Origin of the sequence: Kitasatospora sp. NPDC086791, assembly GCF_040685975.1 — a bacterium.
Lineage (GTDB): Bacteria > Actinomycetota > Actinomycetes > Streptomycetales > Streptomycetaceae > Kitasatospora.
In genome coordinates this window covers 503,845-521,230 of the sequence record NZ_JBFBOC010000001.1, presented here as the reverse complement: position 1 = coordinate 521,230, position 17,386 = coordinate 503,845, and the positions used below count along the sequence as shown (strand labels likewise).

Sequence of the window (17,386 nt, the reverse complement as noted above, 5' to 3'; positions counted from 1 at the left end):
GCTGTCGGGGTTCCTGCCGGTGTGCGGGCGCCGGCCGCCGGCGGGCGCCGTCGCGGATCAGAGCCGGTCGTAGACCGCGGACAGCCGGTGCAGGACCTCGGCGGCGCGGTCGAGGGCGTCGGCGTCGTAGTCGGCCAGGTCAACGTGCAGGGCCTCGGCCAGGGCCTCCTGGCGCTGCCGGTGCCGCTCGCGCCCGGCGTCGGTGAGCGCGACCACGACGGAGCGCTTGTCCTCGGGCGGCCGGGTGCGGGTGACGTACCCGGCCGCGACCAGGCCGTTCACCAGCTGGGTGGTGGCGGCCCCGGTGGTCTCGGTGCCCGCGGCGAGCCCGCTGATGGTCAGCGGCCCCTGGTCGGCCAGGGTGCGCAGGGCGCGGGCGTGGGTGAGGGAGAGCGCCCCGGGGGTGCGGGTGGCCCGGCCGCGCAGGCGGGCGTCGGCGGCGCTCAGGCGGTAGGCGGCGCGGGCCAGCTGGTCCAGCGCCTGCGCGCGCTCGGGGGTGGGCGGCTGTTCGGCCATGGCCGGTCCTCCTCGGTGGGTCGGGGGCTGGTGGGGCGCCCGGCCGGTGGGTCGGGGCGGGTGGGTTGACAGCAGCCTAGTCTCAGTACTTAATGACTAAGTACTTATTCATTAAGTACTTACCAAACGGCACCGACCCCCCCGAGGAGACCGTCATGACCGTCCGTTCGACCGGCCAGAGCTGGGCCCTGGACATCGCCCTCGCGCAGGGCGGCTTCGATGCGCTGCACCCCGAGGCCGTCGGGACCATGGAGCAGCTCGGCCACGACCACACCGACTTCGCGAAGGTCTTCGCGCTGGTCCGCAGCGGCGCGATGCTGCCCAAGGCCTGGGCGACGGTGGCCGGCCAGGCCGAGCAGCGCGCCGCGCACCACGAGCGCGGCGGGTTCGCGCAGACCGCCGCCGACCTCTACCTGCGGGCCGCGGTGATGTGGGGGCGCGCCCAGTACTCGATCTTCGACGCGGCCGACCCGCGCAAGGCGGCCATGCGCGAGCGCGCGAACCACTGCGTGGCCCGCCTCGGCGCGCTGCGCGACGGCCGGGTGCGGCGGGTGGAGCTGGACTTCGAGGGCTCGACGATCCACGCCCTGCTGCACCTGCCGGCCGGTCGGGTCGAGAACGCGCCGGCCGTCATCCTCGGCCCCGGGATGGACATGATCAAGGAGGACTACATCTGGGCGGCCGAGCGCTACTACACCTCCCGCGGGATGGTCGCGCTGTCCGTCGAGGGGCCGGGCCAGGGCGAGAGCCGCGCCGCCGGGCTCACCGTCGACCTGTCCAACTACGAGCGGGCGATCGGCCGTTACCTCGACCACCTGGCCGGGCTGCCGGAGGTCGACGCGGACCGGATCGGCATGTTCGGCATCTCGATGAGCGGCTACTGGGGCTCCCGCGCGGCCGCCACCGACGGGCGCCTGGCCGCGCTGGCCGCGTTCGAGGCCGTCACCGGCGACTTCGCGACCATCTTCGAGCGCGCCCAGCCGACCTTCAAGAACAACTACATGTACATGGCCGGGTACTCCGACGAGGCGGCCTTCGACCGCGACCTCGCCGACCGGATGCCGCTCGGCGACCTGGTGGCCGACATCGCCTGCCCGGTGCTGTACGGCATCGGCGAGTTCGACGAGCTGACCGACCTCGGCCAGGCGCTGGAGAGCTACGAGCGGATCCGGGCGCCGAAGGAACTGCGGGTCTACGAGGACGAGTTCCACCCGCTCGGCGGCGTGGCGGCCGAGGCCTTCCGGTTCGGCGCGGAGTGGCTGGAGCGGGCCCTGAACGGTGAGTTCGCCGAGCCGGGCCGCGACGTGCGCCACTACGTCCACCGCGACGGCCGCACCACCGACGGCAGCGCCGACCCGACCTGGTGGCTCGGCGCGGCCCCGACCCGGCTGGGGGAGGTCCGGGAGCGGGCCCGGGGCTGAGGGGCGCGGGCCCGCCGCCCGGGCACGCGCGCCCGTGCCCGTGCTCGTGCGCGCGTGCCCGGCGGTTTCAGGTCGGGCGGTTTCAGGTCCGGTGGCTCGGGTCCGGTGGCTCAGGCCCGGACAGCGGTGACGACGTGGTAGTCGAGCAGGCCGTCGCGCCAGGCCGGGAGGAAGTTGCGGGTCCAGTGGCCGGCCGGGACGGTGTCCACGAGGTAGCGGTCGAGGCCGGGCCAGACGTCGGCGCCGATGGACTCGGTGGTGACCTCGGCGAAGCCGGCCGCGGTGAGGTCGTCGGTGAAGGCGCCGAGCGGGTGGGGGACGTCGAGGCCGTCGGCGAAGCCGGCGAGCAGGATCTTCAGGCGTTCGGCGGCCTCGGGGCCCGCGGCGGTGAAGAAGGTGGTGACGGCGAGGTGCCCGCCGGGGCGCAGCACGCGGGCGGATTCGCGCGCGAAGCCGGTGAGTTCGCGGAAGTGCTGGGCGGCTTCGACGGAGTAGAGGCCGTCCAGGGAGGCGTCGGCGAAGGGCAGCCGGTCGGCGGTGCCGATGGTGTAGGCGAGGCGGTCGGGGTAGGTGGCCAGGGCCTTGGCGTTGACGGCGCGGGCCCGTTCGACCTGGTCGGGGTGGATGTCGACCCCGGTGACGGCGGCGAAGCGGAACTCGCGCAGCGCGAGGGCGGCGCCGAGACCGCGGCCGCTGCCGACCTCGGCCAGCCGGAGCCGCTCGCGCGGTTCGGGGAAGGCCCGCAACACCCGCCGGTAGAGCTGCTCCTGGCTGTGTACGCGGTCCTCGGGGGTCGGGGCGGTGAGGTCGATGCCGTGCCAGTCGCCGAAGTTGATGAAACCTCCGGCGAAGCCGGCTGCTTTCGACAGGTCGCCGGCGCCGTAAGTCCGGCGCACGGTCGGGGGGATGCGGTTGTGGTCCATGGGCCGCTGGGTCTCCTGCTCGGTGGGCGCCCGGCCGTCGGGCGCGCCGAGGTACGTACCCAAACCGGTGGCGGTCCGAACACGGTACGTGATGGGCCGGTGTGTTCGTGGGGCGGGGAAAATTCCCGCCGGGAGGGGCGGACGGTTCGCTACAGTCCGCGAGGGTTCCCGAGACGGCGAAGGGATCCTGACGAACCTTCGAGGAGAACGACACCGTGAACGTCCCCGACGAACGCCCCGTACCGCCGCTGACCGGCGGCGAGCGCGAGATGCTGCGCGGCTTCCTGGACTTCCACCGGGCGACGCTCGCCCTGAAGTGCGAGGGCCTGGACGACGAGCAGCTGCGGCGGCGGGCCGGCCCGCCGTCCACGCTCAGCCTGCTCGGGCTGGTCCGGCACCTGGCGGAGGTGGAGCGCACCTGGTTCCGCCGGGTGATCAACGGCGAGGACCTCCCGCTGGTCTGGTCCGCGGACGGCGACTACCAGGCCGCGTACGACGCGACCGGCGCCACCAGTGCGGAGGCCTTCGCCGCCTGGCAGGCCGAGGTCGAGCACTCCCGCCGGATCGAGCGCGCGGCCGAGAGCCTCGACGTCACCGGCTACCAGGCCCGGTGGGGCGCCGAGGTGTCCCTGCGGCTGGTGATGCTGCACCTGATCCACGAGTACGCCCGGCACAACGGGCACGCCGACTTCCTGCGGGAGGCGATCGACGGGGTGGTGGGGGCGTAGCGGGCCGGGGCGCTCCCGGGCGTCCGGGGCGGAAGCGGGCGGAACCGGGCGACCGCGGGGCTACCAGCCGAGGAGGTGGGTGCGGCGGGTGAGGGCGACGAGGACGGACTTGGCGGTGGTCTCGTGGGTGAGGCCGCTGGTGTCGAGGGTGTGCGGGGCGCCGTCCGGGGCCGGGCCGGCCTGGAGGACGACGTAGTGCAGGGCGGCGCCGGTGGTGCGGCTCTCGCGGCGGAAGGTGTCCAGCGCGGCCGGGACGGCCGGGCTCTCCACGACGACCTGGTAGCCCCGGGTGGCGTACGCGAAGGCGGCCTGCGCGGCGGCGGCCAGGGCGGTGGCGTTCTGCCGGCCGGCCTCCGGCAGGTGGGGCTGGAGCCGGCCGCTGCGGATGACCCGCAGGAAGTCGTCCGTCCGCAGGTGGACGCTGGGGTGCAGCTCCTGGGCGAGCAGCTCCGCGACCGGGCTGTTCCCGGCCCCGGACGGGTCGACAAGGACGAGGACGCCCCCGGCGCCCCGGCCGCCCCCGAGCTCCGGCCCACCTACGGTCGTACGGTTCACAGCTGCGGATCCCTTCGCGGGCCGGGGACGGTCGGGTAGCCGGGGCGAGGCGGTCGGAGTGCGAAGGGGCTGGTCGGCCCGGATACCGGACAACCGATCGCCTCGTCCCTACGACTGATGCGTTTCGGGGATCAACCTAGTCCACACGGGTGCCCCGAGTCGTCCCCCACCCGGTCCGCGGGCCGGTCGCCGGGGCCGGTCGGTGGACACCCGGTGAGGTTCCGGTGACCGGCGGGTGGCCGGCCCCGGGACCGGTCGAGGGTCGGCTCGGGGCCGGTCCGGGGCCGGTCCGGGGCCGGGGTCGGGCTAGGCGCGGTCCTCGGTGCGCAGGACGATCGGGTTGGTCAGCGCGGCCATCGGGCCCCAGGGCAGGTCCGGGCCCATCGCGTTGCCCTTGCCCGGCGTGCCGTCCGGCTTCGGGTGGCGCACCTCGGCCCGGACGTACGCGGCGAGCGAGGCCGTCGTGCGCCACACCACGGTGCCCGAGCCGCCGGCGGGCAGCGACTCCTGGTGCATCTGCCCCTCGTCGGTGATCAGCCGGACCGTCCCGCCGGGCACCCCGGAGACGGTGAGCTCGACGTCCAGCGGAGCGTCGGCCGGGACGGTCAGCTCCTCGCCGATGCCCGCCCGGCGACCGTGTCCGGTGACGGTGAACTCCAGCTGGACGGCCCTGGATTCGGCGAGCCAGCTGCGCCCGTCGCGCAGCCCGTCCAGGACCGCGTCCCGGGTGAGGTCCTCGGCCAGCACCACGGTGTGCGGGGAGCCGATCACCTGCGGCTCGCTGTGCGCGTCGCTGTTCCCCAGGGCGGGCAGCCAGGAGCGGCCCTCGCGCAGGGCGACGGCGAGCCGGCCGTCCCAGGTGTCCACCGCGGACTCGTCGTCGTACGTCCAGGGGCCGTTCCAGACCTCGACGGCGTCGGCCTGCTCGTAGCCGAACTTCCACTGGCAGGCGACGTACGGGCAGTACGGGTGGGCGGGCACCACCAGGCCGCCGGAGCGGTGGACCTGGCGGACGAAGCGCGGGAACTCCTCGTCGCGCGAGCGGTAGCGCCAGTCGACGAACTGGCCGCCCTCCAGGCCGAGGGCGAGCCAGTGGCCGTTGCGGGTGGTGATCTCCTCGCCGGGGACGATCAGTAGGTCCGGGCCGGCCAGCGGGCCCCAGACGGCGTGCGAGGAGCTGGTGTTGTGGTCGGTGGAGACGATGAAGTCCAGGCCGGCCGCGCGGGCCCCGGCCGCGACCTCCTCGGGGAGGCGCCGTCCGTCGGAGTGCACGGTGTGCAGGTGGCAGTCGCCCCGGTACCAGGCCCGGCCGCGGCCGCGGGCCCGCTCCGCCGGGTAGTGCGGGGTGAACTGCGGCCCGGGCGGGCCGAACCGGAACGTGACCTGGACGCGGTAGTCCAGGCCCTGCGGGGCGACCTGGTACGGGCCCAGGACGACGTGCCAGGTGCCGGGGTTGACCGGGCCGGGGAGGTAGCCGGGGGTGGCGGCGGAGCGGGAGAGGCTGAACTCGGTGCGGAAGCTGCCGGACCAGCCGCGGAAGCCGGGGCCGCCGAGGTCGGTGCCGCGCTCGTCGAAGATGCCGATGTCGCAGGAGTTGCCGGGGGTGCCGGCCGGGACCGGGGGCTTGTCGTAGGCGTAGGAGACGGCTATCTCCCGGACGCCCTGGGGGACTTCGACCGGGAGGTGGACGAAGTCGGGGGCGCCGGTGGGGAGGTGGCCGGTGAGGGTGAGGGTGCGGTCGGGGATCGGGGTGGTGGCGGCGGGGGTTGGGGCCGGGTCGGGGGCCGCGGCGGCTTCGCCGGTGGTGGCGGCGAGGCCGAGGGCGGCGCCGGTGGCCAGGCCGGTGCGGAGCAGGTCGCGGCGGGCGGGGCGGGGTGTACCGGGTTCGGCCGGGTGGCCGGGCTGGGGCGCGCTGGGTTCGGTCGGCATCGGGGCCTCCGGATCGGGGCGGGCGGATCGGGGCGGTCGGGTCGCTCGCGTGCCTACCCCGGAGGGTGAACCGGGGGTGAGTCGGGAGTGAGGCGGGGCCCACGGAGCCGGGGCGGGTCGGTGAAGAGGAGCGGGGCGGGGGCCGGGGGCGAGTTGCGGGGAGTGACGAATGGTCGGTTCATAGTCATGTAATCAGTTGATTCGGGTGCAGATGGATCGGAGGCAGGCGTGGCGGTGACTCGGCGGGCGCTGCTCGTGGTAATGGCCGGCGGTGTGCTGGCGGGGTGCCGGACGGAGGCGGCGTCGACGTCGCTCGCCGGGGCGGCCTCCTCGGCGGTCCCCGGGGCCGGGACGGCGGCCGCGACGGCGTCCGGCATATCCGGGGCGGCCTCGACCGCCGGGCCGACGGACACCGCGACCGCCGAGCCCACCGCCGAGCCCACCGCCGTGTCGACCCCCGCGGCCACCCCCGCGCCGACTCCGGCCCGGGTGAAGGAGCCGAGCCGGGCCGAGGTGGTGGACCGGTACGACGCCGTCGCCCCGACGGACTGGGGTCTGGAAGTCGCCGGGGTGATCACCGAGCTGCCCGAGGGCGAGAGCGCGACCGCACTCACCTTCGACGCCTGCGGCGGCCCCGGCGGCAACGGCTACGACGCCGAGCTGATCGACTTCCTGCGGGCGAACGCCGTCCCGGCCACGCTCTTCCTGAACGCCCGCTGGATCGACGCCAACCCGGACGAGTTCGAGCAGCTCGCCGCCGACCCGCTGTTCGAGATCGGCAACCACGGGACCGTCCACCGTCCGCTCTCGGTCACCGGCCGCTCCGCCTACGGCATCGTCGGCACCCGGGACGTCGGCGAGGTCTACGACGAGGTCGCGGGCAACGCGCGGAAGCTCACCGGGCTGCTCGGGTACCCGCCCCGGTTCTTCCGCTCCGGCACCGCGCACTACGACGACGTGGCCACCCGGGTGGTCGCCGACCTGGGCGAGCGGGTGGCCGGCTTCACCGTGAACGGGGACGGCGGTGCGACGCTCAGCGCCTCCCAGGTGCGGCAGGAGGTCGGGTCGGCCCCGGCGGGCGCGATCGTGATCGGCCACATGAACCACCCGGGCGGCGGCACCGCCCCGGGGGTGGCGGCCGCGGTGCCGAGGATGCTGGCGGCGGGGCGGCGGTTCGTCCGGCTCTCCGACGTGCTGTAGCACCGACGTGCGGCAGCACCGGCGTCGCCCGGGTGGCGGACGGCCGTGCCGACGGACGGCCGTCCTTCCGCCCGGTGGCGTCAGGCGAGCCGGAGGCCGCCCGGGTGCTCGTCCTCGATGATCCGGACCAGCCAGTCGAAGACCGTCGGCCCCTTCCCCGCCCGGGCGGCGGCCAGCTCGGCGGTGACCTGCTCGCGGTTGGTCGGGTGACAGCGGCCCAGTCGCAGCTCCAGCTGGCGGACCGTCTCCGGGTAGCCGAGCTTGCGCCGGGAGACCGCGTGGTCACGCCACTCGATGACCCAGTCCCCGTCGTCGGGGGTGCCGTAGCCGCCGCGCAGGCAGTCGGCGAAGGCGTCGAGGTTGCGGCCGAAGTAGCCGTCGACGCCGATCTCCCGCCCGACGGCGTCCCAGAAGTCCTCCAGGGTGCCGATCCTGCCGCCGTCGATCACATACGTCACCGTCACGGGGTCGAGGATATGCCCGCACCGCCCGCCCGGGGAGGCGGCGGGTGCGGCGGGAAGCGGCGGGTGTCCGAAAGGGGCCCTATGGCGGCGGGCGTTACGGGTGCACGGCGATGGCGGTGGCGAGCAGTCCGTTCCGGACGGCCCAGCGCCCGTCGAAGCCGTCGAGCTGCCGCCCGCCGACCACCGGGCCGGGGACCAGCAGCAGAGCGGTGAAGGTGCCGTCGGGGGAGAGGTCCAGTTCGGCCTCGCTGAAGTCCAGGAAGATCCCGGTCAGCGGGAACCACGCCTTGTACACCGACTCCTTGGCGCTGAACAGCAGGCGGTCCCACGGGGTGTGCGGGTGCGTGGCGGCCAGGTCGGCGAGGCGCTTCTGTTCGACGGGCAGCGCGACGGCCTCCAGGACGCCCTCCGGCAGCGGCAGCGCGGGCTCGGCGTCGATGCCGACGGAGGCGAGGGTGCCGACGGAGGCGGGGATGCCGGCCCGGGCCACGGCCGCCGCGCGGAAGCCGTCGCAGTGGGTCATGCTGCCGACCACGCCGTCCGGCCAGCTCGGCGCGCCGCGCAGACCCGGGACGAGCGGGCGGTAGGGGACGTCGAGCCGGGCGAGGGCGGCGCGGGCGCAGTGCCGGACGGTGGTGAACTCTCGGCGCCGCTTGTCGACGGCCCGGGCGAGCACCGCCTCCTCCGCCGGCTCCAGCCGGGCCTCCGGGGGGTCGTCGTACGCCACCTCGGTCGCCACGAAGTCCGGCAGCAGGTCCCCGATCACCCGTTCCCCCTCGGTCGTCCCGCGCGGAGTCGTCGCCGCGCGGGACGAGGGTAACCCGACGGGGGGGATCCCGGTGGGCGGAACGGGGACTGCCGCCGGTCACTGTCCGAGGAGCCGGGCGAAGTCCAGCCCGAGGCTGCCGAGGACGGGCAGTGCGCCGAGGTCGGTCACGCCGCCGACCGGGATGCTGTAGCCCTGGTTCACCACGCGGAGCGCGGGGGTGACGGTCGGGAGGGTCGCCGCGTTCGCGGGTGCGGCGACGGCCGGGACGAGGGCGGCGCCGAGGAGCAGGGCGGCGAGAGCGGTGCGCATGTGACGGGACCTCCGGGGGTGGGCGCGTGCCGGACAGCCAAGGGGTGACGGTCTGTCAACACCCTCCGTGTCGGGCCGGTCACGCATCTTCGCCCCTTCGGCGGCATTCGTAAAGATCCTTGCCTTGTGTTCATGCCAACATCATTGAGGTCTGGACCACGCCGAGGACGAGCACATACGTTCCCTTCGCAGGGGTGGGTGTCGAAGTCGCCGATCGCCGAACCGCCGTGTGGGCGTGGCGACTTCCGTCTGTCATGCCCATGCCCCCTGGCTCATGGCCGGCACGTCGTGCCGGCACGGCACTGCAACCGGAGGGAACGAACCATGCGCGCCATCGGCAAGAACCTCAGGATCCTCGCGGGCGCCCCGCTCGCCGCAGCCGCTCTCCTCGCCTTCACGGCCGGCACCGCCAGCGCCGCGATCCCGATCAACAAGCCCATGACCGGCAAGGCCACCTACTACACCGACTCGGGCTACGGTGCCTGCGGCACCCAGATCAACGCCTCGTCGCAGATGCTGGTCGCCGTCTCGCACACCTGGTGGACCGCCGCGAACCCGAACAACGACCCGGTCTGCAAGGGCATTTCGGTCAAGGTGACCTACCAGGGCAAGACCATCACCGTCCCGGTCAAGGACCAGTGTCCTTCCTGCGATTCGACCCACATCGACCTCAGCCAGCCGGCCTTCGCCAAGCTGGCCCCGCTGGACAAGGGCGTCATCAGCGGCCTCACCTGGCAGTTCGTCAAGGCCGGCCTGAAGGGCGAGACCGTCGAGCTCTCCGCGCCGATCACCGGGTCCACCATCGGCTGACGTCGGTCGAGGTGACACGGGCCGTGCCCGCCCCGCCGTCCTTCGGGCGCGGGCGGGCGCGGCCGGTGGTGCGGCCTCGTCCGGGCGTAGCAGTCCGGTGACACGGAACGCGCGGTTCCGTCGACTGCCCGGACTAGCGTCGATCGTGCACGCCGCTGCGCCACCGACCGGTCCCCGGCCGGCGGGCGGAGCAGCGCCCACGCGTGAGCTCCGCCCCGGCCGCAGCGGCCGTCATGGCCGTCACGGTCACAACGGCCGCTGCCGGTGCGCCGGATCAGAACCAGTGCAGGCAGTGCGGCGGGCGCTCGGCCCGGAAGAGGGCGTCGGCGAGCGCTGCCGCGTCCGGGCGGTGGGCCAGGACGTGACCGGCGCGCACCAGCGTGCTCGGGGTGGTCCCGCCGAGGTAGACCGAGCCCAAGTCCCTGACGTCCAGGGACAGATCCGGCTCCCGGTCGGTGGGAACGCAGTCGGCCTCGCCGTTCCGGACGGTCAGCAGGTACCGGTTCCGCTCACCGAGGAACGGGTCGTCCACGTCGAGCACCAGCTCCCCGTCGCCGTACCAGCCGCGCGCGGTCAGCGCGCGCGGGACGTCCAGGATCCGCACCCAGAGCCAGTCGGTGCTCTTGCTCAACTGGCCGGCATTGAAGTCCGCCAGCTGCCAGCGCAGCGGGTGCTCCGGCGGGAAGTGCTTGAACACGACCTCCGACACCAGGTCGTGGCCGAGCAGGAACCCGGCCAGGGCCGTGTACACCGCGTCGTCGGCGGCGATGGTCTCGTCAACCACCAGGGAGTCGGGCTCGTCGAGCGAGTAGCTGGCGTACCCGTCCGGGGTGCCGTCCGCAGCGCGGTGCACGGCGATGTAGCGCGGCGCCGGAGCGATCGGAGGCTGCCCGGCGCCGGAGGCCCACCACCGGTGCGGCCGGGACAGCGCACCGGGCTGGGTACGGCGGTACCGGTCGTAGACCTCCTCCAGGGTCTCGCCGCACTCGGACCGCCGCAGCACCTCGACCGAACCGGCCGCCACGGCCTCCGCAGCCCCGCGCGCCCGGGGGGCGGCGAGGGCCGCCCGGTGGCGCGGCACCGTGAGCCGCCGCGTGTACGTGGCCGGGCCGTACCCGAACCTGCCGTAGATCGTGGCCTCCGAGGCCAGCAGCACCGAGAGGAACTCCCCGCGCCCCCGCAGCTCGGCGAGCTGATGCCGCATCATCGCGGTGAGCACACCCCGGCGCCGGTGCGAAGGCAGGACGCCCACGGCCGTGATCCCGGGGACCGGGACGACGGCCGCGCCGGGCAGGGTGAGCTCGAAGGAGTACGCACCGGCGGTGCCCACCGGCTTGCCTTCCGGTGTGACGGCGAGCAGGGCGCGGTCCATCTCGAACGCCGACCAGAACACCCCGCTGCCGTCCTCGGCCGGGGCCCCGGGGAAGCGCGCGAACGCGGCGTGGAGCGTGTCGACGAAGACCCCGAGGTCCTGGTCGGTCGTGGAACGGATCTCCATCGCTGCTACTGCCCCCTGGCTACCCACCGGCACCACGGCGTTCGCGGTGCCCCGGCACAGTGCACCGTCGCCGGGCTGCGGGGTCAAACGATTTACCGCCGCCGTCGGGGTGGCCGGGGCGGCCGGAGTGAGGAGGGAGGAGCGGATCAGGCCCGGCGTTCGATGGCTTCGAAGATGTCGGCGTCGGTCTCCTGCTGCCACGTGGGGAGGGCGTCCCAGTCGGCGACATAGGCGGGTTTGGGGGCGTCGATGTGCTTGTGGATCTGGGCGATCCAGCAGATCGCGACGAAGCGGCCCTTCTGTTCGCGGGTGAGCTTGGCGGTGCTGCCGGCGCTGACCGCGACGAAGTCGCGGACCTGCCCGAACACGGCGGCCGCCGAAGCGCGTTCCCAGTCCGGGGTGTCGTTCCAGGGGGCGATGTAGCCGGGCTTCGGCTCCCCGGGGAAGTGCTTGCGCACCCCGGCGATCCACGCCTCACGGAAGATCCGGCCGTCCTCGGTCATGTCATGGTCCTTCGGTCAGTCGACTGCTCGGAACTGCGATGGCTCCAGGCCGTCCCGCAGGTACCGCACGCGCCCGTCGGCGAGCGCGCCGAGAGCAGCCCGAAAGCGGGTGCGCTGGCGGGGGCGGAGGCGGGCGGCGGCTTCGAGGGCCGGGAGGAAGAGGGCTTCGGAGAGTTCGTCGTCATGCGGGCGGAGTGCCGCCGCGAGGGCGGGGGAGAGGGTGCCTGCGTCGAAGATGAAGGCGAGCTGGTCGTCCCAAGGCCCGTGCGGGGCCACCCAGTCCACGACGAGCAGGCCGTGGACGGTGATGGCGAGGCCGAGTTCTTCGTGCAGCTCGCGGACGGCGGCCCGGTCGGGCGGTTCGTCGGCCTCCGCCATACCGCCGGGCAGGTCCCAGCCGTCCTTGTAGGTCGGGTTGACGGTGAGGACGCGGTCGCGCTCGTCGCGCAGGACGACGTCGGCTGAGACCCGCTTGCGGGCCTGCTTCGCGTTGCCCTCGGCGAGGTAGGCGTTCCGGGCTTCGGCGTCGGTGGGTACGGGCCTCACGATGAACCTCCTCGCGGCTCCGGGATGATGTCGGCGAGCAGGAGTACGCGGGTCCGGCTCGCTTCACCGAATCGTGCCAGGTATTCCTGTACGGGGCTGTAGCCGCAGTGCCTGCCGAGGAGTTCGGCCAGGTCATCGAGTTGGTTGACGACCCGTACGGATCCGAGGGTGGGGCTGGTGGCGAGCAGGTCGGTGCCGACCGAGACCGCGGCGTCCAGATCGCCGCACTGGACGTGGGTACGGGCAAGTGCGATCCGGCTGAAGGCCAGCGAACGCGTGCGGCCCTCCTCGCGGAGGGCCACGGCCTGTTCGGCGCGGTTGAGGGCGTCGGTGTGCCGTCCGAGGTCGGCGAAGATCAGCGCGGAATCGCCGGCGAGAGTGGCGTGGTCGAACGGGCTCAGCCACGGATGCGACTCGTCGGCCGGGGCGGTGAGGGCTGCTTCGGCACGATCGAGTGAGCGGATGGCCGGTCCGCATTGGCCGGAGGCCGCGATCGCCCTGGCGAGCATGGCGTGCAGCCGGGCCGCCAGGCTCGGCAGGTGAGGGCCCCGGCGGGCCAGATCGATGCCGAGAGCGGCCCAGTGCGAGGCGAGGGACGGATCGCCGTTCTGGAGTGCCAGGTGGCTTGTACTGGCGGCGATGTGAGCGGCCAGCGGCAGGTCGCCTGCCGCGTGGGCGAGCGTGAACGCGCGGGTGAAATGGGTTGCGGCGAGTGAGTCACGGCCGGAGTCGTGTGCCATCCACCCGGCCATCTCGGTGAGCGCCGAGGCAGTGGCGAACACCTGGGAACTGCTGCCGATGTCGACCAGCCTGGGGGCCACGTTCGTGGACAGATGGCGGAGTACTGCCGAATAGAGTCGACCGCCTCCGGTTTCACGGTCTGCGGCGCGGAAGGCCTGCATGGTCGCGAGGTCATGGTCGGCCGATGGGCAGGGAGGCGTGGCCACCAGTGGCCTGGATGTGGAGACTCGCGGCTCCCAAGGCCGCCGAGCGAGGCCCAACAGGAGACCGGGGATGTGGAATGCATCGGAGATCTGCTCGAACAGTGCAAGCTTTTCCACACGGGTCTTGCCGTTCATGTACTCGTAAAGCCGCCCCTGCGTGATGTCGGCGGCTGCGGCCAAGCGGCGAGTGCTGACGCCACGGGACTTCAGGAGCCGGAACACGGCGCCGATGTCGCGTGCCGCGCACGCTGTCAGGAAGCGCTGGTCGTCGAGGAGGCCCGCAATGATCTGACGCGGGTCCGGATGACGGTTCACTACTCGCCTCCTTGAGTGTCGGGTCCGATCCTACGGCCACACAGAGTGCGGTGACTCCGGCGCGGAGTCACCGGATCGGAGTCCCCTGAGCGGGTCGGCAGCGGGTTGGGTTGCGGCGAACCGCTCGGATCCGGTGTGTATCCAGGGATGGAGCGGCTGCCAGGCAGGGGGTCTTGAGCGTCGAGGCCCTCGACCTCACTGAGGAGTAGTCCGCGATGAGCCGACCCGCCGGGGCGAAGCACCCAAAGACCGACTGTCACCTGCAGCAGTTGCCTGCCGAGCAACTGGTCCGGCATCCCTTTCCCGCCACCGCAATGCTGCCGTACCTTCCCGGGTCGGCTTCTGCGGCCCGTCGGTTGGTGCGGGAGAAGCTGGCGGAGTGGGAGTTGCCGGAGCTGATCGAGGTGGCGGAGCTGATCGTCAGCGAGTTGGTGACGAACGCGGTCAAGACCGGGTGTCTCACCAGGATGACCGTCACGATCCGTCGGGCCACCGACCGGACGGTGCGGGTGGCGGTGCGGGACGTGTCCCGGGCGGTGCCGGTGCTGATGGTCGCGGGGGAGGACGAGGAGGGGCATCGGGGGCTGGCGCTGATCCACGAGCTGACGAAGGGGCGTTGGGGTGCGGCGGTGGAGGCGTTTGGGAAGGTGGTTCATGCCGATCTTGTGGTGAGCCGGCGGTGAGCCGAGGGGAGTGCCGGGATGACCGGGAAACCGATGCTGTACGTCGTGGTGTGTGCGGCGGGAGTCGCGGGTGGGGTGGGGGAGTTGATCTCGTCCGCGCAGGCCGACGGGTGGGAGGTGGGGGTGGTGGCGACTCCGCAGGCCATGGGGTTCATCGACGTCGAGGCGATCGTTTCGCGGACCGGGTATCCGATCCGGTCCGCTTGGCGGAAGCCGGGGGATCCCCGGCCGCTGCCCGATCCGGACGCGATCGTGGTCTCGCCCGCCACCTTCAACACGATCAACAAGTGGGCCCTGGGCATCTCGGACACGCTCGCGCTCGGCATCCTCTGCGAGTCGTACGGCTGGGGCGTCCCGGTGGCCGTCCAGCCGTGCCTGAGCGCCGCGCAGGCGGCGCACCCCGCCTACGGTGAGAGCCTGGCGAAGCTGCGGCGGATGGGGGTGCGCATCGCCGGCTTCGTGCCGGACTCCTACGACTGGACCCGCGCCCTGGAGCTGTTGCGGGACTGACAGGGTGGCTGGCCCGGCGCGGTGATCCTGGCAGTGTGAGGGGTGGTCCGCGCCGATCCTCCGGGGTAGCGTCCGGGCAGGTCAGCGATGGTGCGGGAGGTTTCCGGTGGTGGCGGTCAACGGCGAGGTGTCGTTCTGGTACGCGGCGGACGGGGTGCCGGAGCCCGGCCCCGGGCTGCCGGGGGACCGGGACGCCGACGTCTGCGTCGTCGGGGGCGGGTACACCGGCCTCTGGACGGCCTACTACCTGAAGCGGGCCGACCCCTCGCTGCGGATCGTCCTGCTGGAACAGCGCTTCTGCGGCTACGGTGCCTCCGGGCGCAACGGCGGCTGGCTGTACAACGGCTTCGCGGGGCGCGCCGCCTTCGCCAAGCGGTACGGGCGGCAGCGCGCGGCGGCGATGCAGCGGGCGATGGACGAGGCCGTCGGGGAGGTGGTGGACGTCACCGCCGCCGAAGGGATCGAGGCGGACATCGTCCGCGGTGGTGTGCTCGAAGTCGCCCGCAGCAAGCCGCAGTTGGAGCGGCTGCGGGCCTTCGTCGAGGCCGAGCGCGGATTCGGGGAAGACCGCGTCGAGCTGCTGGGCGCGAAGGAGGCGAGCGAGCGGGTCGGCGTCGCCGGCGTCCTCGGCGGCTCCTGGTCCCGGCACGGTGCGCGGATCCAGCCGGCGAAGCTCGTGCGCGGCCTGGCCCGGGTCGTGCGGGACCTCGGGGTGGAGGTGTACGAGGGGACGGCGGTCACCGCGATCCTCCCCGGAGACGCCCACCGCAGGCCGCGGGCCGTCACCGCGTCCGGCACCGTCACGGCCGACCACGTGCTGCGCGCCACCGAGGGCTTCACCGCCGGGCTGCGCGGGGAGCGCCGCACCTGGCTGCCGATGAACTCGGCGATGGTCGCCACCGAGCCGCTGCCCGCCGGGTTCTGGGCGGACGCGGGCTGGCAGGGCCGCGAGGTGCTGGGCGACTTCGCGCACGCCTACATGTACGCGCAGCGCACCGCCGACGACCGGATCGCGCTCGGCGGCCGCGGCGTCCCGTACCGGTTCGGCTCACGGACGGACTCGGACGGGTCCACCCAAGTGGAGACGGTGCGCCAGCTCCGCGCGATCCTGGACGACTTCTTCCCGGCCGCCGCGCAGGCCCGGATCGACCACGCCTGGGCCGGGGTCCTCGGCGTCCCCCGGGACTGGTGCGCCACCGTCGAGTTGGACCGGCTGAGCGGCCTCGGCTGGGCGGGCGGGTACGTCGGCAGCGGGGTGACCACGACCAACCTGGCCGGGCGGACCCTGTGCGACCTGGTGCTGGGGCGGGACAGCGAGCTGACCGGGCTGCCGTGGGTGGGCCACACCGTACGGCGGTGGGAGCCGGAGCCGCTGCGCTGGCTGGGGGTGCACGCGATGTACGCCGCGTACCACGCCGCCGACCGGCAGGAGGCGGCCGGACGGGCGACCACCTCGCCGATCGCCCGGGTCGCGGACCTGGTCTCCGGCCGGTAGCCGCCGCCGGCCCGGACGGCTCGGGTCGGCGCACGACCGTTCGGACCCGCCGGCAGGCGGATCCGGTCCGCGGCGCGGACGGTGGGGGTGTGCTGCGGAGATCGCTGTCGGCCCTGTGCCTCGCCCTGCTGCTGTGCGCGCCCGCGGGCCGTGCGGCGGCCCGGCGGCCCGGTTGGCAGGTCGCCGTGGCGGACCAGGCGTCCCGCCGGGTGCTGGTGCTGCAGAGCGCCGAGGAGCTGATGGCCTACCGGGGCCCGGACCGGCTGCCGGTGGTCTGGAGCTGGAGCGCCGACCGGGCGCCCGAGCTGGCGGACCTCGCCCCGGCACGCAGCTGGACGAACCCGGACGAGGTGAAGAGCCGGGTCCGGCAGGGCCGCCGCTACCTGCTGACGACGGCCTCCGGCGGGCTCGCCGCCGTGGTGGAGACCGTCACCGGCCGGATCCACTGGGCGGAGGACCTGGGGGCGGCCGTCAATCCGCACAGCATCGAGCTGCTGCCGGACGGCAACGTCGCCGTGGTGGCGAGCGCGGGCGGCTGGGTCCGGCTGTACGCGGCCTCGCAGGGCCCGCGCGCCGCCGCGTTCGCGGAGTTCCCGCTGGCCGGCGCGCACGGCGTGCACTGGGACGGGCGGAGCGGCCTGCTCCGGGTGCTCGGCGACTCCGCGCTGACCGCGCTGCGGGTCGGCGGCACCCCGGCCGCGCCCACCCTCACGGCGGTCCGGAGCACCCCGCTGCCCGGCCCGGGCGGCCACGACCTGGCGCCGGTGCTGGCGGCGCCCGGGCGGTTCTGGGTGAGCACCTCGGCCGGCCTGTGGACCTACGACCCGGCGGCCGACCGTTTCACCCCGGTCCACCTGGCCGATCCGGCCGCCGAGCGGGACGTGAAGAGCGTCGGCGACGAACCCGGCCGGACCGGCCGCCTGCTCACCGTGACCCCCGACCCCGCCGGTCCGTGCGCCTGGTGCACCTCGGTGCTCACCCTGCACCGGCCGGAGGGCGCCCGGACCTTGCGCGGGACGCAGCTGTACAAGGCGCGCTGGTGGGGCGGGGCCTGGGGCGGCCACTAGCAGATCCGCGCCGCCGGCTAGTTGATCTTGGGCGTCGAGTCGGCGATACCACCCGAATTGCGGACAGCGTTCGGCTGATGGGGCATATTGTGTACCCCGGCAAACTACTCCAATGGAAGTCAGTTTCCCGTCGCGGTCCGAAAACCATCTGCCGACCCCCGTCGACTGGGATAGCGTCGAAGGCGTCGGGGGGTCGACACC

At 73.8% G+C, this 17,386-nt stretch carries 19 protein-coding genes; 8 read left to right on the top strand and 11 right to left on the bottom strand.

Features of this window, described 5'->3' with window-relative positions; translation table 11 throughout:
* Positions 1-57: 57 nt before the first annotated feature.
* On the bottom strand, positions 58-516 hold the full coding sequence (locus AB0Q99_RS02020) for a MarR family transcriptional regulator (RefSeq protein ID WP_363567476.1): 459 nt from the start codon (positions 514-516) through the stop codon (positions 58-60).
* A gap of 155 nt (positions 517-671) precedes the next feature.
* On the opposite strand from AB0Q99_RS02020, the gene AB0Q99_RS02015 reads away from it, so the two are divergent.
* On the top strand, positions 672-1,937 hold the full coding sequence (locus tag AB0Q99_RS02015; RefSeq protein WP_363567474.1) for an alpha/beta hydrolase: 1,266 nt from the start codon (positions 672-674) through the stop codon (positions 1,935-1,937).
* Positions 1,938-2,047: 110 nt separating this feature from the next.
* Here the strand turns inward: AB0Q99_RS02015 and AB0Q99_RS02010 are convergent, their stop codons facing one another.
* The gene (locus AB0Q99_RS02010) at positions 2,048-2,923 is read right to left on the bottom strand and encodes a methyltransferase domain-containing protein (protein WP_363567472.1); all 876 of its coding nucleotides are present in this window, start codon (positions 2,921-2,923) and stop codon (positions 2,048-2,050) included.
* A gap of 206 nt (positions 2,924-3,129) precedes the next feature.
* On the opposite strand from AB0Q99_RS02010, the gene AB0Q99_RS02005 reads away from it, so the two are divergent.
* Complete coding sequence (locus tag AB0Q99_RS02005; RefSeq protein WP_363568191.1) at positions 3,130-3,588, top strand: DinB family protein; 459 nt, start codon at positions 3,130-3,132, stop codon at positions 3,586-3,588.
* A 60-nt stretch (positions 3,589-3,648) separates the two neighbouring features.
* Here the strand turns inward: AB0Q99_RS02005 and AB0Q99_RS02000 are convergent, their stop codons facing one another.
* Complete coding sequence (locus tag AB0Q99_RS02000) at positions 3,649-4,143, bottom strand: hypothetical protein (protein WP_363567470.1); 495 nt, start codon at positions 4,141-4,143, stop codon at positions 3,649-3,651.
* A 306-nt stretch (positions 4,144-4,449) separates the two neighbouring features.
* Positions 4,450-6,072, bottom strand: coding sequence for a CehA/McbA family metallohydrolase (locus tag AB0Q99_RS01995; protein WP_363567468.1), 1,623 nt, complete (start codon positions 6,070-6,072; stop codon positions 4,450-4,452).
* Positions 6,073-6,333: 261 nt separating this feature from the next.
* Here AB0Q99_RS01995 and AB0Q99_RS01990 point away from each other — a divergent pair, with 261 nt between their 5' ends.
* Entirely contained in the window at positions 6,334-7,272 is a 939-nt protein-coding gene (locus AB0Q99_RS01990; RefSeq protein WP_363567466.1) for a polysaccharide deacetylase family protein, read from the top strand.
* Positions 7,273-7,352: 80 nt separating this feature from the next.
* Here the strand turns inward: AB0Q99_RS01990 and AB0Q99_RS01985 are convergent, their stop codons facing one another.
* The 3 genes from AB0Q99_RS01985 to AB0Q99_RS01975 all read right to left on the bottom strand — a co-directional run bounded on the left by AB0Q99_RS01985 (position 7,353) and on the right by AB0Q99_RS01975 (position 8,814).
* A complete protein-coding gene (locus AB0Q99_RS01985) occupies positions 7,353-7,736 on the bottom strand; it encodes a barstar family protein (protein WP_363567464.1) in 384 nt (127 codons plus the stop codon).
* A 94-nt stretch (positions 7,737-7,830) separates the two neighbouring features.
* Positions 7,831-8,502 (bottom strand): 4'-phosphopantetheinyl transferase superfamily protein, encoded by a 672-nt coding sequence (locus tag AB0Q99_RS01980; protein ID WP_363567463.1) that lies wholly within the window; start codon positions 8,500-8,502, stop codon positions 7,831-7,833.
* 99 nt (positions 8,503-8,601) lie between these two features.
* The gene (locus tag AB0Q99_RS01975) at positions 8,602-8,814 is read right to left on the bottom strand and encodes a hypothetical protein (protein WP_363567461.1); all 213 of its coding nucleotides are present in this window, start codon (positions 8,812-8,814) and stop codon (positions 8,602-8,604) included.
* Positions 8,815-9,138: 324 nt separating this feature from the next.
* Between AB0Q99_RS01975 and AB0Q99_RS01970 the strand changes: the two genes are divergently transcribed.
* On the top strand, positions 9,139-9,624 hold the full coding sequence (locus AB0Q99_RS01970; protein ID WP_363567459.1) for a cysteine/serine endopeptidase inhibitor: 486 nt from the start codon (positions 9,139-9,141) through the stop codon (positions 9,622-9,624).
* A gap of 274 nt (positions 9,625-9,898) precedes the next feature.
* Here the strand turns inward: AB0Q99_RS01970 and AB0Q99_RS01965 are convergent, their stop codons facing one another.
* The 4 genes from AB0Q99_RS01965 to AB0Q99_RS01950 all read right to left on the bottom strand — a co-directional run bounded on the left by AB0Q99_RS01965 (position 9,899) and on the right by AB0Q99_RS01950 (position 13,430).
* Positions 9,899-11,122, bottom strand: a complete 1,224-nt coding sequence (locus AB0Q99_RS01965) for a GNAT family N-acetyltransferase (protein ID WP_363567457.1) — start codon at positions 11,120-11,122, stop codon at positions 9,899-9,901.
* Positions 11,123-11,268: 146 nt separating this feature from the next.
* Positions 11,269-11,625, bottom strand: coding sequence for a hypothetical protein (locus AB0Q99_RS01960; protein ID WP_363567456.1), 357 nt, complete (start codon positions 11,623-11,625; stop codon positions 11,269-11,271).
* 15 nt (positions 11,626-11,640) lie between these two features.
* A complete protein-coding gene (locus tag AB0Q99_RS01955) occupies positions 11,641-12,171 on the bottom strand; it encodes an NUDIX hydrolase (protein ID WP_363567454.1) in 531 nt (176 codons plus the stop codon).
* A complete protein-coding gene (locus AB0Q99_RS01950) occupies positions 12,168-13,430 on the bottom strand; it encodes an XRE family transcriptional regulator (RefSeq protein WP_363567452.1) in 1,263 nt (420 codons plus the stop codon). The genes AB0Q99_RS01955 and AB0Q99_RS01950 overlap by 4 nt, the downstream gene beginning before the upstream one ends.
* A gap of 215 nt (positions 13,431-13,645) precedes the next feature.
* Between AB0Q99_RS01950 and AB0Q99_RS01945 the strand changes: the two genes are divergently transcribed.
* From AB0Q99_RS01945 to AB0Q99_RS01930, 4 genes are all read left to right on the top strand, one after another.
* Positions 13,646-14,113 carry an ATP-binding protein gene (locus tag AB0Q99_RS01945; protein WP_363567450.1) on the top strand — a complete coding sequence of 156 codons (468 nt, stop codon included), beginning with the start codon at positions 13,646-13,648 and terminating at the stop codon, positions 14,111-14,113.
* A gap of 18 nt (positions 14,114-14,131) precedes the next feature.
* Positions 14,132-14,623 (top strand): flavoprotein, encoded by a 492-nt coding sequence (locus tag AB0Q99_RS01940; RefSeq protein ID WP_363567448.1) that lies wholly within the window; start codon positions 14,132-14,134, stop codon positions 14,621-14,623.
* A 106-nt stretch (positions 14,624-14,729) separates the two neighbouring features.
* Positions 14,730-16,118 carry an FAD-binding oxidoreductase gene (locus tag AB0Q99_RS01935; RefSeq protein WP_363567446.1) on the top strand — a complete coding sequence of 463 codons (1,389 nt, stop codon included), beginning with the start codon at positions 14,730-14,732 and terminating at the stop codon, positions 16,116-16,118.
* An 89-nt stretch (positions 16,119-16,207) separates the two neighbouring features.
* Positions 16,208-17,185: a DUF6528 family protein gene (locus AB0Q99_RS01930; RefSeq protein ID WP_363567444.1), complete on the top strand. Its 978-nt coding sequence runs from the start codon at positions 16,208-16,210 to the stop codon at positions 17,183-17,185.
* Positions 17,186-17,386 lie beyond the last annotated feature (201 nt).